The sequence below is a fragment of the Sphingomonas oligophenolica genome (assembly GCF_039522915.1).
Taxonomy (GTDB): Bacteria; Pseudomonadota; Alphaproteobacteria; order Sphingomonadales; family Sphingomonadaceae; genus Sphingomonas; species Sphingomonas oligophenolica.
Genome location: NZ_BAAAEH010000057.1, coordinates 45,598 through 65,580, shown reverse-complemented (window position 1 = coordinate 65,580; position 19,983 = coordinate 45,598). Strand labels below are relative to the sequence as shown.

Here is a 19,983-nt window from a genome sequence, read left to right as displayed (position 1 = left end):
GGCGCATCATGTCCATCGGCATGCGCGGCTGGGCTAAGGAGTTCTGACTAATGGGACTTGGTATAAGAGCGGCAATCAGCCGAACGATCCGGCCAAGGCAGCGCAAGCACTGCTGACGATCGTTCAGGAGGAGAACCCGCCGGTTCGGTTGTTCCTCGGTGAAGATGCCGTTGGGCTGGTCGATGAGAAGCTCGACGATATGCGGGCAGAAGTTACTAGATGGGAGGCGCTTTCTCGTTCAACCGGCTTCGATGCCCTTGAGGCAGGAGATTAAACTCTGGCTTGCGGAACGATCGTCTGTGGGCTGAGGGGCAGATGTAAGGCGCGTCGCTACCCGACCGATTTTCGTGAAGTAGACGACAGGAGTCAGAGCAAGCCGCCATCCTCATTCCCGTCACGAAATGGCGAAGGTGGTGTGCGGCAAGTCCTGCAAATAGCGGTCAGGGCTTCTGGTCATGCGGCTTGTCGTATGTCGGCTTTCTTCATCTCCTTGAAATCATTCATGTTGAGGTAGCGATTGGCCTCGAGCCAGTTCTCATGGGTCTCGACCGCCAGTGCCCGGATGAGGCGCAGGCAACTGTCTTCGTTGGGGAAGATACGCAGCACGATGGTCCGGCGTGTGGATAGGCGTTGAAACGCGACCCCATTCTTTCGCGGCAGAACCGATTGCGAAAACCTGATAATCTGAAGCTTATTCGGGTCCCGATCGGCGCCGATCGGGACCCCCGCTAAACTCGGTTCTGTTCGCCGTCACAATGATTTAGCCGAATTCCGGCGGGGTCCCGATTCGACGCCTATCCACAGCCTTGGCACTCATCGGGGTATCGGTTCCCGCACTGTCCGAGTGCTCGAAGAGGCCGTTCTCGACCCGCCGGATGTCGATCGAGCGCAAGGCGAAGGGTTGGCCGATGCCGGCGTAGCCGGGGAGATTTCGGGTGTGCGTGCCCTCGTACCGGTAGCGACGACCGCGCGGGAGCCATCCGCCGAAAACGAAAACGTCTCCGCCGTCGCCTTGAGGTCGGGTACGCCCGCGATGACGGTCCCAAGGACCCTCTTCGAACCCTCCAGGCCTGGTTCGGCAAAAGCGTCATGGTTCACCTAGTCGCGGCCTTGATCTCGTCGAAGCGCGCTACATCGACTGGGCATGATCTCGGCAAAGAGGTGGCCTAGTTTCACCGAATGGGCTTGAGTAGAAGTCGTCATCGTTTCGTCCTTTCGAGTGTCGTCGCCCAAGATCGCTTTTTACTGGGCGCCGATGATCAGGCATGCGCCGGCTGCGACGATGACCAGCCCCGTGAGACCGTGCATGCCGAAGGCGAGGGCTCTGCTTCCGCCCGAGCGAAGGACGGTGACCATGTCACCAAAGGCGATCAGGCTCGCCGCGAGAAGGAATTCGCCGAGGATGCGCGGCATTTCGTTCACCATGAGCAGGATAACGAAAAGACCGGACGCGATATCGCGCGTCCCTTTTACAGAGAGCCATGCGTTGAAGCCGGTCGACGGTGGCGGGGAACCGGCGATGCCGAACTCGGCCGACGCTCCGCCTGGCGCCAGCCAGAAGCGTGAACCGAGAAAGATGATCGCGGCTGCGATCAGCCCGGACAGCACATAGCCGATTTGGATCAGTAGGTGGGCGTGGTTCATGGCGTCTGCTCCTGTCATCTACAGAATATCTAGCGGCGCTAGAATCGGTGGTCAACCGCGAATCTAGCGTTGACAGAAAATAGTTCGCTGGTAGTATCGGTAGATGTCGATCATGGAACGCAAAGAGCGCCAGCGCGCAGAGCGCTATGAACTGATCCTAAATACTGCGCTCGAGCTGGCAGCCGCGGAGGGCTGGGAGGCGGTCACGACGCGTCGCCTTGCAGCACTGATCGAGTACAGTCAGCCGGTCCTCTACAGCCATTTCAAAGGCAAGGCCGACATCATGGCGGCCGTCGCCATGAGAGGATTCGAGGAGCTGGCGACCGGATTGAAGATCGCCGCTGGCGGCTCGGCTGCTTTGCGCGCAGTCTGCGCCGCCTACCTCGATTTTGCCGCTTCGCGCCCGGTTGTCTACGAGGCGATGTTTGTCTTGCCGACACAACTTCTGTTTGCCAGCGAGGAAACCCCGACGGCGCTCCGGGCGGCTTTCGACGCGTTGGTCGCCGCCCTCGGGCCGGATCGGGAGGACCCGGTGTTCACGGCCGAACTGCTCTGGAGCGCTCTGCATGGCATGGCCGTCCTCATGCAATCCGGACGCATCCCAGCGGACGGCGCCGAGGTTCGGTTGGATATTCTCGCCCGAGAATTCAGTAACCGTCACTGACGTGGTGTTGACGGCGCCCGAGCCGGCGTCGGGCCGCATGGATCAGGCAGCTATCCGCAGGGCGCAACCCGGACCCAGCTGTAATCGCCTCAAGGGCGAGATCTCGTCCTTGCACTGCGAACACGCGACGGCGGCGCTCGTGCTCTGTTGATGTGACATGATTGCAGTGAACGCGCCGATCGTATTGAACGCATGAGCCCGTCGTTGACAGGCTGCCGCGAGCGCTTGATAAGGCAGCAGTACGTTCGGATGTAGTTGCTTGCATCCACTCCGGGATCCACTTCAGATCGCTGGCTTGATGCACTGCTTGGCGGTCGCCAGCGAACAATCGTGTACCTCGCCGCGGATCAATGATTCCGTGGGTAGATGCTCGCCATCGGGTCTTATCCACTGTTGCTGCTCGATATCCGTTTCGTAGCGGGAGTCGCTCGCAGAGCTGGCGCCGAGGCATTCGTTTAACGAGACGAAAATTTATACTTTAATCAAAGTGCCAGGACGCAAAATCCGGCCTGCCCGGTTGCTGATCAACAGTCGGGAGCCAGAGAGAAACTGCCGACAATGACCGGTTTCTTCCGCGACTACCGGTCAGGCCGCCCGCTCAGCTTGCTCCCATGCCAGAGCCATCAACTCGGGCAGAACCGCGACCCTCTCGCGCGCCTGTGCAGACGAGGCGGTGCCGCGGATTACCCGGCCCTTGATCCCGTGAAAAATGGCGGCGATGCGGAAGAAGTTGAACGCCATGTAGAAGCCGTAGCCCGGCATGCCCTTGCGAGCGGCGCGGCGGCAATAAGCCTCTAGATAGTCCTGCTCGCTCGGGACGCCGAGGGCTTCGAGATCAGCCCCGCCAAGGCCAGCGACAATATGCGGCGGCATCCTGAACATCATCGCGTGATAGGCGAAGTCCGCGCCAGGATGGCCGAGCGTAGACAGCTCCCAATCCAGCACCGCTGCCACCCGCGGCTCGGTCGGATGGAATATGATGTTGTCGATGCGAAAGTCGCCATGGATGATCGACGTCTCGTCGCCCTCGGGGATATTTTCCCGCAACCAGTCGATCAGCCGATCCATATTGGGGTCACGGCCCGCTGCCACGTCCTCTTCATACTGCTTCGACCAGCGCCCAATTTGGCGCGCGAAATAATTGCCCGGGCGGCCATAGTCGCCCAAGCCGACCGCCTCATAGTCGATCCGGTGCAACCGCGCGATCGTGTCGTTCATCGCGTTGAAGATCGCGGCGCGTTCACCGTTCGAAACGCCGGGCACGGTCGCGTCCCAGAAGATGCGGCCCTCAACCATGTCCATCACATAGAACCAGGTGCCGATCACGCTCTCGTCAGTGCATAGAGCGTGGACATGGGCTACCGGGAACTTGGCCTTGGCCAGCCCTCTCAGCACCTTCGCTTCGCGGTCGATGGCATGGGCGCCCTTCAGGGTCTCACCCGGTGGCTTGCGGCGCAGGACATAGGCCTTGTTTGGTGTAGTCAGTTTGTACGTCGGGTTGGACTGGCCACCCCTGAACTGTTCGACCGACAATGGCCCAGCGAAGTCCGGCACATTGGCCGCCATCCATGATCCGAGCGCTGCGACGTCGAACCCGTAGCCCTGGCGGACCGGAGCCGTGCCCAGATTCGCGTCGCTGGCCCCGCTCATGCCGCACGCGCCGTCAGATGGTCGCGCTTGATCTTCTTGGCGAGGCTCCACTTGTGGACCTCGGTCGGGCCATCATAGATGCGGAACGCGCGGATCTCGCGGAACATCTGCTCGACGATCGTGTCACCCGAGACACCGGTGCCGCCCATCACCTGTACGCAGCGATCGGCCACGCGCATCAAGGCTTCGGACACCGCCACCTTGGTCATCGAACTTTCCGCGGTGCCGAGCGATCCGCCGTCAAGTACATCCGCGCACCAGTCGATCATCAACTCGGCCTGCTTCAGATCGATCAGATTTTCGGCGAGCATGAAGCCGACACCTTCATGGTCGATGAGCAATTTCCCGAACCCCGTCCGCTTGCAGGCGTAAGTGGTCGCGATCTCCTGCGCCCGGCTCACGCCCCCATGCCAGCGCATGCAATGGGACAGTCGTGCTGGCGACAGGCGGATCTGAGCATATTTGAAACCCTCGCCGCTCTGGCCAAGCATCTGGTCGGCGGGCACGCGCAAATTGTCGATGGCTACCACCGCGTGGCCGCCCGGCATCGAACTGTCGATCGTGTCGAGCACGCGCTCGATCCTGATCGCCGGATCGGGTAGGTCTACCAGGAACAGGCAAGCGCCGTCGTCGGATTTGGCCATGACGATGCCGACCCTGGCGCCCTGCGCGCCTGTGATGAACGCCTTGCGTCCGTTGATCCGCCAATGGTTGCCGTCGAGCACACAGGTCGTCTGCATCATCGACGGATCCGAGCCGGCGCCGCCGTCCGCGGCTGGCTCGGTCATGAAGAATGCCGACCGCGCCTCTCCCCGGACCAGCGGATCAAGGAAGCGGCGCTTTTGCCCGGCGGTCGCGACCTTGCCGAGCAGGTACATATTGCCCTCGTCGGGCGCCGCCGTGTTGACCGCCACCGGCCCTAGCGGCGACAGTCCCGACGGCTTGAGCACCATCGCCGTCTCACGCTGAGTGAGATGATCGCCATCGTCCAGGATATGCGGAGTCAGCACGCCCGCCACCCGAGCTTTCTCGCGGAGTTCTCCAACCAGATCCTCCGACGGTCCATGCGGGCCGAGCCGCGAATCCCTTTCATAGGGTATGACGATGTCACGGACGAATGCCTCGACCTTGGCGGCGATCGCGACGGCGCGACCCTCCCTGGCAATGATCGTCATCGACTGCTGTCCTCCGTTTTCGTGCAAATGCATTGGGCGGGCTTCGGCCCGGTTCGTTCGATCATTGTGGGCCGCCGGGCGGCGCGGACGATTACACCTTATTGATGATGATCGGCTGCACGCACGCGCAGTCCTCCAGCCCCTGTATTTTTCGCGCCTCAGCATGGCCTGTCGAACAGCCCTGTCATCAGGACGGCGGCATAGGTGTCGATCGCATCCTCGCGCGGCTGCCGCCGGGCCCAGCCGCGGAGATCATACGCCGAGTTGATCGTTGAAATGATGATGTTCGCCGCGATCATGGGATCGACAATCCGGACGGATCCGTCGCCCATTCCATCCACAAGCACTCCAGCAAGCCATCGCGCGAGCCGATCAAATCGCTCGATCGCCTGCTGCCGAAGCCCGACCGGCATGGCGTGCAAGGCGGTCGTCCTCAGCAAGGGATGCGAGCCCTCGAATTGCAGCGTCAGCACCGACATTATACTGCCCGCCAGCCGAAATAGCGCATTCCGCTCCGACCTATCGACCTCTTGCTGGATCCGGGTCATCCGGCGGTAGTCATGCCGGTAACATTCCAGGATAAGATCGTCCTTGGCCTCAAGGTGGTGATAGAAGCTGCCCCTGGTGATCTTCAGTTCGCTGACGATGCGCTCGACGGACGCGCCCTTGTAGCCGATATCGTTGATCAGCCGCGCCGCCACCCGCAAGAAATCCTGCTTGGCATCCTCCAGAGCGCCGGCGTCGGGGTCGACGATCGAGCCAGTCCATGAGGACGGTGCGGACGCGATGCCGTTCTCGAATATATCCATCATCCGTCGACGGACATTGTGAAAATCGCTCAACGGGTAGTTCGGAAGCCAGATTATCGTCCAGAAAAGCGCTTCGTTCAGCAGTTGCGCGCGTGCAGAGAACAGCCGCTTGCGCTCGGCCGTATCGACCTCGCCGAAGAGTCGGCGGACGTCCCGGAAAATCGCCTGATATTTTGCGAGCAGAGGGCGTCGGGCGCCGTCTTCCAATGTGCGCAGTTCGGACAGGACCGCCAGGGGAGGCGCCTTGCCGCGCAACCCGCGTGCGAACTGGTCGAAATATATCTCGACATAGCGGGCGACGCGCTCTTGCGGCGTCGCCGCGCCTGCGGCTTCCCTCACCATGTCATGAAGCCGGCCCAGCGTATCCTCGAACACGGCCGCGGTCAGCTGTTCCTTGTAGCGGTAATAATAGGTGACGCTGGTCGTCGTCAGATCAAGTGCCTGGGCGACTTCTTGCAGGGTCATCGCGCAAACGCCCTTCTCGTTGACCAGCAAGACAGCGGCCTCGACGATCCGGGCCCGCTGCCGTTCGTATCGGGCCGAGCGCAGACCGGGCGCGTCGCCCACAGCAGCCAGTGATGAAGGCGGGCCCACTCCCATTTTCGATCCTATCGGCGCAGCCGCTTTTTTTCCGTCCGACACGCGCTCTATTAATTTGAATTTCCGTTCTCAATCATGGCGGAGACTGAGCCCCACCGCAACCTCTCCATTAAGCGCGCGCTTGCTCCAGAGTTTGCACGGCGCTGGACATTATCATCAGAAAGCCTGATAATCTGATTATAGAATTCGAATCGAGAGTATGTGATGAAGTGTTAGCGGGCGGGGGTGTTGGCCATCTTCTTGGCGTGAATCGGCGGCGCTAGCGGTCTGTGCGCATTCCCGGCGATCGAAGCCCTCACGCTCAAGGCGGAGGTCGCTGGCGTCGACACGCACATCGCGTCGGACCGCGAGGTCGAGTCAGCCACTGCAACGGGAGAGTATTTGTGGAATTGTTCGATCTGACGGGCAAGGTCGCCATCATCACGGGCTCGTCGCGCGGCATCGGGCGCGCGATTGCTGAGGCTTTTGCGCAGGCAGGCGCGCGTGTCGTCATCTCCAGCCGCAAGCAGCTGGCCTGCGAAGACGTCGCTGCCTCGATCAACGCAAGCCATGGCGAGGAGCGCGCGATCGCCCTTGCCGCGAGCATCTCGGACAAGGCTGCTCTGCAGGCGCTGGTCTTGCAGACTCGCCGCCGGCTCGGCCGGGTCGATGTGCTCGTCTGCAACGCGGCATCAAACCCTTATTATGGGCCGATGGCGGGGATAAGCGACGAGCAGTTCCGCAAGATCTTCGACAATAATGTGCTCGCGAACCACTGGCTGATCACGATGGTTGCGCCCGAGATGATCGCGCGCGGGGACGGCGCGATCATCATCATATCCTCGATCGGTGGCCTGATCGGCTCCGATGTGATCGGCGCGTACAACATGTCCAAGGCGGCCGACTTCCAGCTTGTCCGCAACCTCGCTATCGAGTTCGGGCCTCACAATGTGCGGGTGAACGCCATTGCGCCTGGGGTCATTCGCACCGATTTCGCCCGCGCCTTGTGGGAAGATCCGGCAGCGGAGGCCGAACTTCGCCGCGTGACGCCCCTCGGTCGGATCGGGGAACCGCAAGAAGTCGCTGGTGCTGCCGTCTTTCTCGCTTCCAAGGCGGGTGCCTATGTCACGGGGCAGGGCATCGTGGTCGATGGCGGCACGACCATAAAGGGTGGCCTGTGAGTACGCGCTTCGGGGGCCGCAGCGTCATCGTCACCGGCGCAGGATCCGGTATCGGACGAGCGGTTGCCCGGCTGTTCGCGGAGGAAGGCGCGCGGGTGCTTGCGCTCGACCTTGGCGATGGTGTCGAGGAAACTGCTGCCGCCAATGACGCGATCATCCCGATGCGCGGCGACGCGGGCAGCGAAGCGGACGTCGCTTCAATGATTGCCACCGCCCTCGATCGTCATGGCGGGCTCGACATCCTCTGCACCAATGCGGGCATCAGCGGCGGCATGGCCGGCCTGTTTGAACAGAGCGCCGAGGACTGGGAAAAGGTGCTGCGCGTCAACCTGATCGGCCCGTTCCTGGCGATCAGGCATGGCGCCAAGGCGATGTTGGACGCCGGACGCTCCGGCGCGATTATCTGCACCGCATCGGTCGCGGGCCTGCGCGCCGGGGCGGGCGGTCCGGCCTATTCGGCGTCTAAAGCCGGCGTGATCAATCTGGTGCAGACATCGGCTCAGCAACTCACGGGAACGGGCATCCGCGTCAACGCGGTCTGCCCGGGTCTGATCGAAACAGGCATGACGCAAGGGCTTTACGATGCTGCGCGTGCCAAGGGCCGCGAGGCCGTGATCGGGCAGCTCAATCCCCTGCGTCGAGGCGGCGAGCCCGGCGAGATCGCGAATACGATCGCCTTCCTCGCGTCTGACGAAGCCAGCTACGTCAACGGCCATGCATTGATCGTGGATGGCGGCCTCTCCACCTCCCATCCCTTCTCCCGGCCGCGTGTGCTGGGCGAGACGACTTTCTGACATGAGGCGAGTATGATCGAGACCCGCCTTCACGACGATATTCCAGAGATCGTGATCGACGACCCGTCAGTCAAAAGGCGGCCCGATATTCTCGGCCGACAAATCGGGCTGAACTCAATTGTCGAAGCCCTGCGACGGTACCGCGACCGATTGGGCGATGACTTCGGCCCGTCACCGCAGCTCACCCGCCGCGCGGCCGAAGCTAGACCGCTCGAGCGTCAACCCCCGCAACAAAGATAGAGAAAGAGGGACACGATCATGCCATTGCGCTTTGCGGAGCCCGTTGCCGAGACGTACGTGCCGCCGCTGACCATTGGACACCTGCTCGACGGCGTTCTGGTGAAGGCGGCCGATCAGCGAATCGTCTATCGCGACCAGGCAAGCTACAGCTACCGCGAATTCGTCGGACGCATCGGTCGCCTTGCCAGCTTGCTACGTGCGGCGGGAGCCGAGCAAGGCATGACGGTCGCGGTGATGGACTGGGACAGCCACCGCTATCTCGAAGCCTATTTCGCGGTGCCGATGATGGGTGCGGTGCTGCAGACCGTGAACGTGCGGCTGCCCGCCCCGCAGATAGCCTACACGCTGCAGCATGCGAAGGCCGAGATTCTGCTCGTTCATCGCGACTTCTTCCCGATCGTCGACGCGATCCTGCCGATCGTGCCGGACGTCAAGGCGGTGATCGCAATCATGGACGGGACGGTCGGCAATATGCCGTCTTGGGCCAGCGGCGAATATGAGGCGCTCTCGGCCGCCGCATCGGCCGACTACCCGTTTGAGGATTTCGACGAGAATGCGGTCGCCACTACATTCTATACGAGCGGAACGACCGGCAACCCCAAGGGTGTCTGTTTCACCCACCGCCAGCTCGTTCTCCACACGCTCGCCTCCGCCGCACCAGCCGGGGCCTCGCTGGCAGCGCCGGGACTGGGCGTCGACGATGTCTATATGCCGCTTACGCCCATGTTTCATGTTCACGCATGGGGTTTGCCTTATGTGGCGACGATGTTGGGCGTGAAGCAGGTCTATCCCGGGCGTTATGAACCGGCGATGATCTGCCAGCTGCGCAGTGAACACCAGGTCACTTATTCGCATTGCGTGCCGACCGTCCTCGAGATGGTGATACAGGCTGCAAAGCAGAGCGGGGCCGACATGACCGGCTGGAAAATGACCATCGGCGGCAGCGCACTCACCAAGGCGTTGTGCGCCGAGGGGCGCCGGCTCGGCATGGACGTCGCGGCGGGCTATGGCATGTCGGAAACCGGTCCCATCATTTCAAAAGCCGCTCGGCGCGATCCCGGAGAGCTCGAAGAAGACGCTATCGTGTCGACCCTGACGGCAACGGGCATTTCGGCGCCGCTGGTCAGCGTCCGGATCGTTGACGAAGACTTGAAGGACGTTCCGCAGGACGGCGTCGCGCGGGGCGAACTCGTGCTGCGGGCGCCCTGGCTTACGGCGTGCTATACAGGAAATGTGAGCGCCTCCGACATGCTGTGGCGCGGTGGGTGGCTGCACACGCAGGACATCGCGACGATAGATCCGAGTGGTCAAATCCGGATCCGCGACCGCCTCAAAGACGTAATCAAAACGGGTGGCGAGTGGATCGATTCGATTCATCTCGAGGAACTGGTGGCGACTGCTGAGGGAATTGCCGAGGCATCGGTCATTGCGGTGCCCGATCCCAAATGGGGCGAGCGACCGCTGGCTGTTGTTGTTGCGATGCCGGGCGTCACCCCCACGCTCGACATGATCAACGGGCCCGTCGAACGCGCGATCGCGAGTGGTGCGATCACGCGCTACGCGAAGCTCGACCGGTTCTACATCGTGGACCAGCTTCCCCGCACGAGCGTCGGCAAGATCGACAAGAAGGAACTCCGCGCACGTTTCGCCGAACCGAACGAGGCGGTCGCCTAGGCATGGCCGGCCTGTCGTTCCGAAAAGATCCATGGGGCGTATGGATCAGCGCCGGCGCGCGTCGGAGAACGGTTCATATGCGGGCACATGGCGCTCGCCGCCGTTCGGTGCGCTCGCACATCCTGTCTTATCGATCTCACGATAAGCAGGGCGCCAGAGACTCACTGCTGCATGGCGCCTTTCGGTGTGAGGAACGCCGCGTCGACTGTCCACGGTCCGATGCAGCCAGTTTCGTGCCGGTCGCGCGCCTCCTGGCCACAAACCTTATCAGCCGCTTGGCGCCAATTCTCGAAAGGCTCATCTGATGAATCTCGACTTCACCCCTGAGGAGGAAGAGTTCCGCGCCGAGGTGCGCAGCTTCCTGCGCGAGAAATTGCCCGGTCGGATCTCGGAAAAGGTTCGTACTGGCAAGCGACTGACCAAGCAGGACCATGAGGAGTGGCACGCGATCCTGCACGACCGCGGCTGGCTGGCGACCCATTGGCCGACAGAATATGGCGGCCCGGGCTGGAGCGTTGCCCAAGCCTATATCTTCGATGTCGAGACTGCACTGGCGCACGCGCCGCGTATCATTCCGTTTGGCCTCTCGATGCTTGGTCCAGTGCTGATCAAATATGGTTCGCCAGAGCAGAAATCGCACTGGCTGCCGCGCATCCTCGACGGTAGCAATTGGTGGTGCCAGGGTTATTCCGAGCCGGGTGCCGGATCCGATCTTGCGAGCCTCAAGACGCGGGCGGTGCGGGAGGGCGACCATTATGTCCTAAACGGTCAGAAGACCTGGACCACGCTTGGCCAGCATGCCGACATGATCTTCTGCCTGGTGCGCACCTCGACTGAGGGCAAGAAGCAGGAGGGCATTTCCTTCCTGCTGGTCGATATGAATACGCCCGGCGTCGAGGTGCGGCCGATCATCCTGCTCGAGGGTGAGCATGAGGTGAACGAAGTGTTCTTCACCGACGTTCGCGTTCCGGTCGAGAATCTTGTCGGTGAAGAAAACAAGGGCTGGACCTATGCCAAATATCTGCTGACCTACGAACGAACCAATATCGCCGGCGTCGGCGCATCGATGGCGGCGTTCAATCATCTCCGCCATGTTGCGAAGACGCAGCGCAAATTCGGCAGGCCTCTGGCGGAGGGCCCGCTGTTCGCCGCGCGCCTTGCCCGTCTCGAGATCGACCTCGAGAATATGAAGACCACTAATTTGCGCGTGCTATCCGCGTCCGACGGTGGCGCTGCCTCTCTCGAACTCGGCGCGATGCTCAAGATTCGCGGCACCGAGATCCGGCAGGAAATCACCAGCCTAACCCGCCGCGCGCTCGGGCCGTACGCGCAGCCGTTCGTCTCGGAGGCGCTTGATGAAGGCTATAATGGTCAGCCTGTCGGCCCAGATTATGCCGCGCCGGTCACGGTCGACTATTTCAATAACCGCAAGCTCTCGATCTTCGGTGGCTCGAACGAGATCCAGCGCGAAATCATCACCAAAGCGATGCTGGAGCTCTGACCATGGATTTCAACCATAATGACGACCGGCAGATGCTCGGCGACACGCTCGGCCGCTATCTGCAGCAACGCTATCCGATGGACATTCGCCACGGGATCAGCGCCTCGCAAGCCGGATGGTCCGCCGAGCATTGGACGGCGCTAGCCGAGCTCGGCATCGTTGGTGCTTTGTTCGACGAGGCTGCCGGCGGATTCGGCGGCACAGGTTTCGACATCGCCGCCGTGTTCGAGCAGCTCGGCAAGGCGCTCGTCGTCGAGCCCTTTCTCGGCACGCTGATGGCCGGCCGTGTGCTTGCCAAGGCCGGAGGCCAGGAGGCGATCCTCAGCGACGCGATCACCGGCACCACCATATTGGCCTTCGCGCACGAGGAAGCTCAAAGCCACTACGACCTTGCCGACATCGCCACGCAGGCCGGCGAAGACCAGGCGCTCACCGGCGCCAAGGCGGTCGTGCCGCAGATCGAGGCGGCGAGCCACATCCTCATCTCGGCGCGCGTCGCGGGATCGCCCGGCGAGGAGGGGGGCATCGACCTGTTCCTGGTCAGGGCCGGAGCGACGGGCGCGGCCGTCCGCGGCTATCCGATGATCGATGGCGGCCGGGGCGGCGAGCTGACGTTGGCGGGGGCGCCCGCGATCCTGGTCGCCGGGGACGGCTATCCGCTGATCGAGGATGCGGTCGCCGCCGGCATCGTCGCGCTCAGCTGGGAAGCCGTCGGTATCATGGACGTGATCAAGGCGGCCACGCTCGACTATCTGCGTACCCGAAAGCAGTTCGGTGTTCCGATCGGGAAGTTCCAGGCGCTCCAGCACCGGATGGCGACGATCGCGCTCGAGATCGAGCAGGCGCGGTCGGCCGCGATCAATGCGGCAGCGGCCCTCGACGAACCCCGAATCAAGCGCGAGCGCGCTGTCTCGGCGGCCAAATATACGATCGGACGAGTTGGTACGCTCGTCGCCGAGGAGGCGATCCAGCTTCACGGCGGAATCGGCATGACCTGGGAGCTCCCGCTGTCGCACTATGCCAAGCGGCTGACCATGATCGGTCATCAGCTTGGCGACGAGGATCATCATCTCGCGCGGTTCGCGGCGCTCGGTCGGCTCCTATGAGGTCTCTCATGAACAGGTTGGGTCCCTGTCCTACGAGCGATTGCCGTCGGCGAGCTGTTCGACGTTCGGAAGGGCGACCCGGCCAAGAACCGGCGGGGCAGTTCCGCATCCCTCGAAATTGGCCGTGTCACGAAGCCGGCTCTGACCGCCATCCGAACCTCTCAGTTCGCCGACAAGCCAGCCCTGTTTAAAGGAGTTCAATCACGCGCGATGCCGTCATCGTTTCCACTGCCCGCACGCCGATCGGTCGGGCCTGTCGCGGCGCATTCAATATCACCTTGCCGCCGACGCTTGCCGCACATGCCATCAGGGCGGCGGTCGAGCGCGCCGGGATCGACGGAGCCGAGGTCGATGATGCCCTCCTTGGTTCGGCGCTGCCGCAGGGCGGACAGCGCATGATCGGACGCACGGCAGCGCTGCGCGCCGGCCTGCCTGTCGCTGTCGCTGGAATGACGATGGACCGGCAATGCGCGTCGGGTCTGATGGCAATCGCTACTGCGGCCAAGCAGATCATCGTCGACGATGGCGCCCGCCGTCTACGGCCGAGGTCGTGGCGAACCGCTATGGCATTTCTCGCGAGGGGCAGGGCGCTTATGGCCTGCGCTCCGGGCAGCGCACGGCCACCGGCCAGGCAGCGGGTGTTAGCCCGCATGATCCCCTATCCGGACCTGCTTGTCACTGAGGACAGCCGGGTTAGCCGCCGAGGCCGTTCTCGTGCGTGAGCGCGAAATTTCAACCGCGGTCTGATGTCGGAATGATCCTCTCGGACGGAAACCATGCTGAGCCCGCCCTTCAAGCGGTGGGCCTGCCGGCATGTGGTCGCCCGTTCCCGCGTGGATTCCCAAGCTTGCGTTGATCTGACGTTACATTGCGGCTTCGCGTCGATGCAATGTGTCCTGCCCTGACCACTACAACCCTGCCGGCGCCCGGGGGCCGCGAGTCCGGACAGATTCTTGTGATCTGCAAGGACAACGGCCGAGCGGCTGCGAATGACCGATCCTGGCCTGGCTCCAAAGCGGCGAGGGCATGCGCCCGGATGCCGTGATTGAACCCTGGGCCTTGCAGCGGATGTCTTCCGGCCAAAGCTGCCCGCCGCTGGCGTGTCATCCGCTCCAGATCGGTTTGGACATTTCACGCAATCTGGCGAGTTTTGACAAAAATCAAATGCTCGCTGATACCAACAGGTAAACTGTCAATATGGCTTGAAGGCGGACAGCTGGTTTCTTTCCTTCAAGAGCGTCGAAAACCATATGGAAGGAGCAGGTTATGCAACTGGGAATCGTTGAAGAAATCACGCCCAAGGACCCAAATGAGGGCCTTCAGTTTCGCAAGACCGCCGCCAATGTGGAGTTTCGGCGCCTGCTGGAGGATGACGCCCCGGACGGTTTCAATTTCTGGTGCACGCACGTCGTCCACCATGACACAGGGGAAGACGGTTTCCAGACGCCCCGTCACAATCACACTTTTCAGCAGATCCGGTACGTCATCAAGGGCGAGATCAACATCGGGCCGGACGATTTTCTCCACGAGGGGGAGCTCATCTACGTGCCGCGGGGCGCCTATTACGGCCCGCAGAAGCGTGAAACCACATGTACGAACATCGGTATGCAGTTCGGCTTCAATGGCGAACATCAGCGCGGCCCCTATTGGGAAAATGCCCGCGCCGAGACCTTCGCGCGGCTGAAGGCCAAAGGAAAAATCGAAGCCGGGCTCTATTATGAAACCGATCCCGCTTCGGGCAAGGTGACGGTTCGCGATGCGGCCGACGCTGCCTATGACGAGCGTCATCGCCTGCTCAAGGGCACGCCGTTGCCGATTCCGGCCCCACGATACCGGTCGCCGGAGATCATGTATCCTGACAGGTTCACCTACTGGGATGCAGCACCGGGCGTCGAACTCAAGCATCTTGGCAAGTTCTACGACCAGCCCGGTCCCAACGGCGACATAACCATCTCGATGGCGCGCCTTTCCGGCGGTGACTATTCCTTGCGGGCGGATCGGCCCCAGGTCGTCTGGGCCATGGCTCCCGGTCTTGAAGTGGGGGGACGTATCTGTCCCGCCGTTACGACACTCTACAGCCCGCTTGGCGAAGAGAACCAGATCGGCGGCAAAGATGGCCTTGAGGTGTTCGTCTTCGAATTTCCGAGGCTCGGCTAAATAGGCCGATGTATCGTGTGATAAATTGATAATTTATTGTTATCTTGATTAAGATGGAGAAGTAAAATGAAGATTTTACGGATTGAAGATGTTCCCGTGGAAAAAAGCAACAACCCACGCGGCGGAACGGGTTATGTACAATACAATATTTTTACGAGCGACAACTTGGGTCGGGATCCGTATCTCCTCGATAATTTTCGCCTCAATCTCAGCATCATCCCCGAGGGCGGAATGGCGACGCCACGCCATCGGCATGATTTCTCGCAGTACCGCTATCAGATTGAGGGTGAGGCGGACTATAGCATGGGAGAAATTCAGACCGCCGGCGTCCTGAACCTATCGGTTGACGGCACATATTATGGCCCTACCGGCAAGAATTTTGGTTCTACGCTCGTGTTGCAATTCGGCTCCGTCAGCGGATCGGGATACATGGATCGCAAGGACATCGCGGCCGGTCTCGCATTGCTGAAAAAAAGGAACGAGGGTTATCTCGAGAATGGACTGTACTACCGTAATCCGGGAGTGGACGGTCCGTCAGTCCAGGACGCCAATGAGGCTGTGTTCGAGCTGATCCGCGGGCGGCCGGTCGAATATCCGGAGCCGGAGTATCTGCACCCTGTCATGATCAACAGCAATGCCGTCGCGTGGATGCCGATCGATGGAATGCCCGGCGTAGCTGAAAAGCACATGGGAACCTTCTCCAGCAATAAATATCGAGCGGCCCGCTACAAGCTGGAGCCGGGTGCGACATTCATAGCTCCGGGTCGCGGCGTCTACTTCGTGCTGTCGGGAACGGGGACGGTCGAGAATGAGCCGTTTGCGAAATGGACTTCCACATATCTGGAGGACGGCGAGCAGGCGACGTTCAGTGCGAGCGAGACGACCGACCTGCTCTACCTCGGCTTGCCGACCTTGAGCGCAATCCTGAAATCGAGCACGCATCCTTATGGCGGCGAGGTCGACGGGCGGCGCGATCCCTGGGGGAGCAGGCTGAACGTGGCGGCTGAATAGCCCGAGTCCCGCACCATGCCCGTCAGTGGCGCCGCCGCGGCGTCGTCACTGCCATGAGTGCTTCGGCCAGGAATGCGATCGAATAGCGTTTACCGGCCGCCGCCATGCGGCAGGTGCGCGCAGGAGTGGTTCGCAGTCCAATCAGGGCCGAACTTCAGGGATGCGGTCGTGACGATTCAACAGTTTACCTGATTAGATTTGTCCCATAGACGGGTTTGGTCGCCTGATGGCCCCGGCGTGAGGACAGCAAATGCCATATGAATCCGGACGTCGGACCACCCGCCTTGACCCGATGGTTTGGCGGGTGACGTTCGTCGCGATGTCCGGATCGTTCCTGACGCTACTCGACTCCACCATCGTCAACGTCTCGCTGTCCAGCCTGGCGCGCGAACTGCATAGCGATCTCTCCACGATCCAGTGGATCAGCAGTGGCTACCTTCTTGCCATGGCGCTGGCGTTGCCGCTGAGCGGTTGGCTGGTTGACAGGATCGGCGCCAAACTTCTCTACTTACTGTGTTTTTCGGCGTTTGCCGCTTCGTCAGCAATGTGCGGCCTCGCCTGGTCGGCATCGTCCTTGATCGGCTTTCGGGTCGTCCAGGGAATTAGCGGCGGGTTGCTCGCGCCGATGACCCAGATGATGATGGCGCGCGCGGCCGGAGATCAGATGGCCCGTGTCATGGGCTATGCTGCCATGCCTGTTCTGCTGGCGCCGATCCTCGGGCCGGTGATCGCCGGTTTCATTTTGGAACACGCCTCCTGGCGCTGGTTATTTCTGATCAATATTCCCTTCGGCGTCCTCGCGATCGCCTGCGCGGCGGTCTTTCTGCCGGATGACAGCGATGAGCGACGGCTCAAGCGATTCGACTTTCTCGGCTTCGCCCTTCTCTCGCCCGGGCTTGTCCTCTTCCTGCATTCCGTCGACCGGCTCGGCGCGGTGGGGGCGCGCATCGGATTTGCGTCATCCCTATGCCTTTTCGCCGCGTTCGTCGCGAACGCACGGCGCAAGGCCGAAAACGCGCTGATCAATCTCGAACTGTTCAGGAAGAAGGACTTTTCCGCAGCCGTCGTTACGCAATTCCTGTCCAACGGCGTGGTATTTGCCGGGCAAATGTTGATCCCATTCTTTTTGGTTCGATCCTGTGGATTATCGCCGAGCAAAACGGGGTTGATGCTGATCCCGCTGGGCGCAGGAATGATGTGCAGCTACCCATGGCTCGGTAATCTGACGGATCGGCTGGGGATACGGTCTGTTTCCGCCGGGGGCGCTCTCCTGTCGGCGCTGACGTGCGGGCCGTTAGTATATCTGGCCTGTTCCGGTTTTGACCTTGCCATCCTTGTCCCGACGCTCTTCCTGCGCGGCGTCGGCATGAGCATGATCGGGATACCGTCAGTCTCTGCTGCCTATTCGTCTATCAAGCGGGAGGACATGCCGATGGCGTCTACGACGTTGAACGTCGTCCAGCGTCTGGGAGGCCCGTTTCTGACGACTGCGTGCGCAATATTCCTGGATTGGCGAGTGGGCCTCACAGCAGGTGACCGCGCTGGCCATGCGTTCGCGCAGACGTTTCTGTTCTTGGGGGGAATCCAGATGATGTTATTCCTCGCGGCCTTGCGGCTTCCGCTTCGCGCAGCGCATGATCCCGCAGGTCGGCAAGACATCGCGGACCTCGCTTAAGCCACCGGTTCATGCCCCTGCGGTTCGCGCGAAGCGGCGATCGCTTTTAACAGGCTATCTTGCAAGTGTTTCTTTCAACCTATAGCCTTCGGGAATGAGCGATCAGTCCGACAACGCCGTATCCTTGGAACAGGCGGTGATCGATCTCTCCCTGGCGATTGGCCAATTGCGCCGCCGGCTTCGAGCTGAAGCCGAGACCAGCGAACTTAATATCTCTCAAATGGCCGCGCTCGTGCGGCTGCACCACCACGGTTCAATGACAACGGCGGATCTGGCACGCGCCGAATCGATGAAGCCACAATCGATGGGCACGATTCTGGCCAGCCTGGAAGTTGAAGGACTCGTTTCGCGAGAGCGTGATCCCACCGACGGCCGTCAAGTGCAGTTTCGACTGACCCAGAAGGGCAGTGCCGTCCGGCGAGCGGACAAGCTTGCAAGGCGCGACTGGTTGCTGTCGGCGATGAAGAAGCTTGCTCCCGACGAACAAGGCCGCCTCATTTCGGCGATCGCGCTGATCAAGCGCCTTGGCGATTCGTGAATGAAGCCGTCTCACAGCGCGCAAGCGCGGCCCGTCAGGGTGCAAACCTGCAAGCCTCAGGGTGATTTCGCCACGACAGGCGATCTCAGAACGTCAATGTCCCGGTCTGCCAGAGGCTCTCGCCGCGATCGGTATTCCGGCCAAGGCTGAGCCGCCGGGCCTGCGGCGCGACGTCGATCGGTGACCCGTACCGCGGCGTCCGCGGGGCGAAGCGTTGCGGATGCCAGCTAAACACAAATCTGAACTATTATTGCACACATATGAATATCCGTGCATATTGAGCCGCAAGCTGCGCTAACACAGGACAGCGCGCCACGATGGAGATGGAGTTATGGTCGATCACGCTCCCGCAGTTTTTCCGCTCATGCGTGGTCGCGAGGGTTTGCTCCGCTGGAATGCGCGGCGTCGCGACACCGCGCCCTTTTATGCCGCGATGTCGCTCGCCATTGCGGAAGACGAGGAATTGTACGAGATTTCCGAGGAGGCGGCGGAGGGCCAACTTTCTGGCCGGCTGATGCTGTCGGCCGTTCACTATCTGCTTTTGCAGAACCCGCACGAACCGCTGGCCCGCTACTGTCCCAGCATTGCGCAAACGCCACTGCCGGCGGATGACGTCGGCCCGGTCATGAAAGAGTTCTGCCGGAAATATCGCAGTGAAATCATCGATATCTTACACCATCGCACGTTGCAAACGACGGCAACGGATCGTGCAGCGCGGGTGCTGCTCGCGCTAAACGAAGTGGCCAAGGCAATCGGCGAGCCTTTCACTCTGTTCGAGGTCGGCTGCAGCGCAGGGATATTGCTCCTGTTCGACCATTATCGCTACGAATTCGGGAATGGCGCGAGCTTGGGGCCTGCCGATGCCAGCACTACGGTTTCCTCTTTCAACTTCGTCGGTGATCGTCCCGCATTGCCGACTCAATTTCCCCCGATCAAACGGCGGATCGGTTTCGATCTAGATCCCGTAAACGTCGCCAATGCCGATGAGCGAAACTGGATTCTCGGCTGTATCGTGGCCGATCGGGTCGACGAGTTCGAAGGAATGCGTCGCTCGCTCGAATATCGCGCCAGTGTTCCCCTGGAGGTCGTGACCGGAGACGCGATGCAAACCCTTCCGAACGCGTTTGCATCGATCGACGGGCCGGTTTGCATTCTCCATTCTTGGTGCCTGTATCAATGGCCCCCCGCCGCGCAGGAGGCCTTCGATACAATGCTGACGCGCCTGAGCCAGACGCGCACGATCCACCGCGTCGGCATCGAGGCGACGGAAAAAAGTACGGAACGCGCGGGAATCGAAATCTTCCATACTGTATACCGCAATGGAGATAGCGAGACACGGCTGCTCGGCCATCTCGCTGAAGGCGAGCAGCTTCACTGGTACGCTTGATTGAAGCATCGCAAGATCCCGGCTGGGGGCGAGCTCGCTGACCGGCGGATTGGCAACAATGGTAATCTTGATGGTGGCGCCGACTTACCGGCTGCCAGCGGTCACATTTGCGAAGGCGCCCAGGGCGAGCAAGCTCGGTTGAGGATTACCGGGTAATATTTGTGCGGGCGCCGCGTACCGCGCCTGCGTCGGCTCGAA

The 19,983-nt window shown here is 61.5% G+C and carries 16 protein-coding genes and 2 pseudogenes; 13 read left to right on the top strand and 5 right to left on the bottom strand.

All coding sequences use genetic code 11. The annotated features are described in order from the left end of the window. Positions 1 to 453: 453 nt before the first annotated feature. Positions 454 to 618 (bottom strand): annotated as a pseudogene (locus tag ABD050_RS25440) (transposase); the annotation flags it as partial. 624 nt (positions 619 to 1,242) lie between these two features. Further along, complete coding sequence (locus ABD050_RS25435; protein WP_343892350.1) at positions 1,243 to 1,644, bottom strand: DUF4267 domain-containing protein; 402 nt, start codon at positions 1,642 to 1,644, stop codon at positions 1,243 to 1,245. 103 nt (positions 1,645 to 1,747) lie between these two features. Here ABD050_RS25435 and ABD050_RS25430 point away from each other — a divergent pair, with 103 nt between their 5' ends. After that, the gene (locus ABD050_RS25430; RefSeq protein WP_343892349.1) at positions 1,748 to 2,308 is read left to right on the top strand and encodes a TetR/AcrR family transcriptional regulator; all 561 of its coding nucleotides are present in this window, start codon (positions 1,748 to 1,750) and stop codon (positions 2,306 to 2,308) included. Positions 2,309 to 2,893: 585 nt separating this feature from the next. Here ABD050_RS25430 and ABD050_RS25425 read toward each other — a convergent pair. From ABD050_RS25425 to ABD050_RS25415, 3 genes are all read right to left on the bottom strand, one after another. Then, positions 2,894 to 3,958: a phosphotransferase gene (locus ABD050_RS25425; protein ID WP_343892348.1), complete on the bottom strand. Its 1,065-nt coding sequence runs from the start codon at positions 3,956 to 3,958 to the stop codon at positions 2,894 to 2,896. Continuing rightward, positions 3,955 to 5,133, bottom strand: coding sequence for an acyl-CoA dehydrogenase family protein (locus ABD050_RS25420; protein WP_343892347.1), 1,179 nt, complete (start codon positions 5,131 to 5,133; stop codon positions 3,955 to 3,957). The genes ABD050_RS25425 and ABD050_RS25420 overlap by 4 nt, the downstream gene beginning before the upstream one ends. Before the next feature lie 158 nt (positions 5,134 to 5,291). Further along, on the bottom strand, positions 5,292 to 6,542 hold the full coding sequence (locus ABD050_RS25415) for a TetR/AcrR family transcriptional regulator (protein ID WP_343892346.1): 1,251 nt from the start codon (positions 6,540 to 6,542) through the stop codon (positions 5,292 to 5,294). A gap of 383 nt (positions 6,543 to 6,925) precedes the next feature. Here ABD050_RS25415 and ABD050_RS25410 point away from each other — a divergent pair, with 383 nt between their 5' ends. The 12 genes and pseudogenes from ABD050_RS25410 (at position 6,926) to ABD050_RS25355 (ending at position 19,785) form a co-directional block, all read left to right on the top strand. After that, positions 6,926 to 7,702, top strand: coding sequence for an SDR family oxidoreductase (locus tag ABD050_RS25410; protein ID WP_343892345.1), 777 nt, complete (start codon positions 6,926 to 6,928; stop codon positions 7,700 to 7,702). Continuing rightward, positions 7,699 to 8,496, top strand: a complete 798-nt coding sequence (locus tag ABD050_RS25405) for an SDR family NAD(P)-dependent oxidoreductase (protein WP_343892344.1) — start codon at positions 7,699 to 7,701, stop codon at positions 8,494 to 8,496. Before ABD050_RS25410 ends, ABD050_RS25405 begins: the two co-directional genes overlap by 4 nt. A 12-nt stretch (positions 8,497 to 8,508) precedes the next feature. Beyond that, the gene (locus ABD050_RS25400; RefSeq protein ID WP_343892343.1) at positions 8,509 to 8,736 is read left to right on the top strand and encodes a hypothetical protein; all 228 of its coding nucleotides are present in this window, start codon (positions 8,509 to 8,511) and stop codon (positions 8,734 to 8,736) included. 18 nt (positions 8,737 to 8,754) lie between these two features. Then, positions 8,755 to 10,410, top strand: coding sequence for a long-chain-fatty-acid--CoA ligase (locus ABD050_RS25395; RefSeq protein ID WP_343892342.1), 1,656 nt, complete (start codon positions 8,755 to 8,757; stop codon positions 10,408 to 10,410). Between the two features lie 304 nt (positions 10,411 to 10,714). Beyond that, positions 10,715 to 11,911, top strand: a complete 1,197-nt coding sequence (locus ABD050_RS25390; protein WP_343892341.1) for an acyl-CoA dehydrogenase family protein — start codon at positions 10,715 to 10,717, stop codon at positions 11,909 to 11,911. 2 nt (positions 11,912 to 11,913) lie between these two features. After that, positions 11,914 to 13,017, top strand: coding sequence for an acyl-CoA dehydrogenase family protein (locus ABD050_RS25385; RefSeq protein ID WP_343892340.1), 1,104 nt, complete (start codon positions 11,914 to 11,916; stop codon positions 13,015 to 13,017). A 200-nt stretch (positions 13,018 to 13,217) separates the two neighbouring features. After that, positions 13,218 to 13,657: pseudogene (locus tag ABD050_RS25380) on the top strand (thiolase family protein); the annotation flags it as partial. Between the two features lie 626 nt (positions 13,658 to 14,283). Beyond that, positions 14,284 to 15,174, top strand: a complete 891-nt coding sequence (locus tag ABD050_RS25375; RefSeq protein WP_343892339.1) for a cupin domain-containing protein — start codon at positions 14,284 to 14,286, stop codon at positions 15,172 to 15,174. A 66-nt stretch (positions 15,175 to 15,240) separates the two neighbouring features. After that, positions 15,241 to 16,185 carry a hypothetical protein gene (locus ABD050_RS25370; RefSeq protein WP_343892338.1) on the top strand — a complete coding sequence of 315 codons (945 nt, stop codon included), beginning with the start codon at positions 15,241 to 15,243 and terminating at the stop codon, positions 16,183 to 16,185. 304 nt (positions 16,186 to 16,489) lie between these two features. Next, positions 16,490 to 17,860, top strand: a complete 1,371-nt coding sequence (locus tag ABD050_RS25365; protein ID WP_343892337.1) for a DHA2 family efflux MFS transporter permease subunit — start codon at positions 16,490 to 16,492, stop codon at positions 17,858 to 17,860. 94 nt (positions 17,861 to 17,954) lie between these two features. Further along, positions 17,955 to 18,398, top strand: coding sequence for a MarR family winged helix-turn-helix transcriptional regulator (locus ABD050_RS25360; protein ID WP_343892336.1), 444 nt, complete (start codon positions 17,955 to 17,957; stop codon positions 18,396 to 18,398). Between the two features lie 331 nt (positions 18,399 to 18,729). Next, positions 18,730 to 19,785, top strand: a complete 1,056-nt coding sequence (locus ABD050_RS25355) for a DUF2332 domain-containing protein (RefSeq protein WP_343892335.1) — start codon at positions 18,730 to 18,732, stop codon at positions 19,783 to 19,785. Positions 19,786 to 19,983 lie beyond the last annotated feature (198 nt).

Coding starts and splice junctions, on each gene's coding strand:
- ABD050_RS25355 (WP_343892335.1), top strand. CDS start 18,730: ATGGTCGATCACGCTCCCGCAGTTTTTCCGCTCATGCGTGGTCGCGAG.
- ABD050_RS25435 (WP_343892350.1), bottom strand. CDS start 1,644: ATGAACCACGCCCACCTACTGATCCAAATCGGCTATGTGCTGTCCGGG.
- ABD050_RS25360 (WP_343892336.1), top strand. CDS start 17,955: ATGAGCGATCAGTCCGACAACGCCGTATCCTTGGAACAGGCGGTGATC.
- ABD050_RS25400 (WP_343892343.1), top strand. CDS start 8,509: ATGATCGAGACCCGCCTTCACGACGATATTCCAGAGATCGTGATCGAC.
- ABD050_RS25390 (WP_343892341.1), top strand. CDS start 10,715: ATGAATCTCGACTTCACCCCTGAGGAGGAAGAGTTCCGCGCCGAGGTG.
- ABD050_RS25430 (WP_343892349.1), top strand. CDS start 1,748: ATGTCGATCATGGAACGCAAAGAGCGCCAGCGCGCAGAGCGCTATGAA.
- ABD050_RS25415 (WP_343892346.1), bottom strand. CDS start 6,542: ATGGGAGTGGGCCCGCCTTCATCACTGGCTGCTGTGGGCGACGCGCCC.
- ABD050_RS25375 (WP_343892339.1), top strand. CDS start 14,284: ATGCAACTGGGAATCGTTGAAGAAATCACGCCCAAGGACCCAAATGAG.
- ABD050_RS25395 (WP_343892342.1), top strand. CDS start 8,755: ATGCCATTGCGCTTTGCGGAGCCCGTTGCCGAGACGTACGTGCCGCCG.
- ABD050_RS25425 (WP_343892348.1), bottom strand. CDS start 3,958: ATGAGCGGGGCCAGCGACGCGAATCTGGGCACGGCTCCGGTCCGCCAG.
- ABD050_RS25370 (WP_343892338.1), top strand. CDS start 15,241: ATGAAGATTTTACGGATTGAAGATGTTCCCGTGGAAAAAAGCAACAAC.
- ABD050_RS25385 (WP_343892340.1), top strand. CDS start 11,914: ATGGATTTCAACCATAATGACGACCGGCAGATGCTCGGCGACACGCTC.
- ABD050_RS25420 (WP_343892347.1), bottom strand. CDS start 5,133: ATGACGATCATTGCCAGGGAGGGTCGCGCCGTCGCGATCGCCGCCAAG.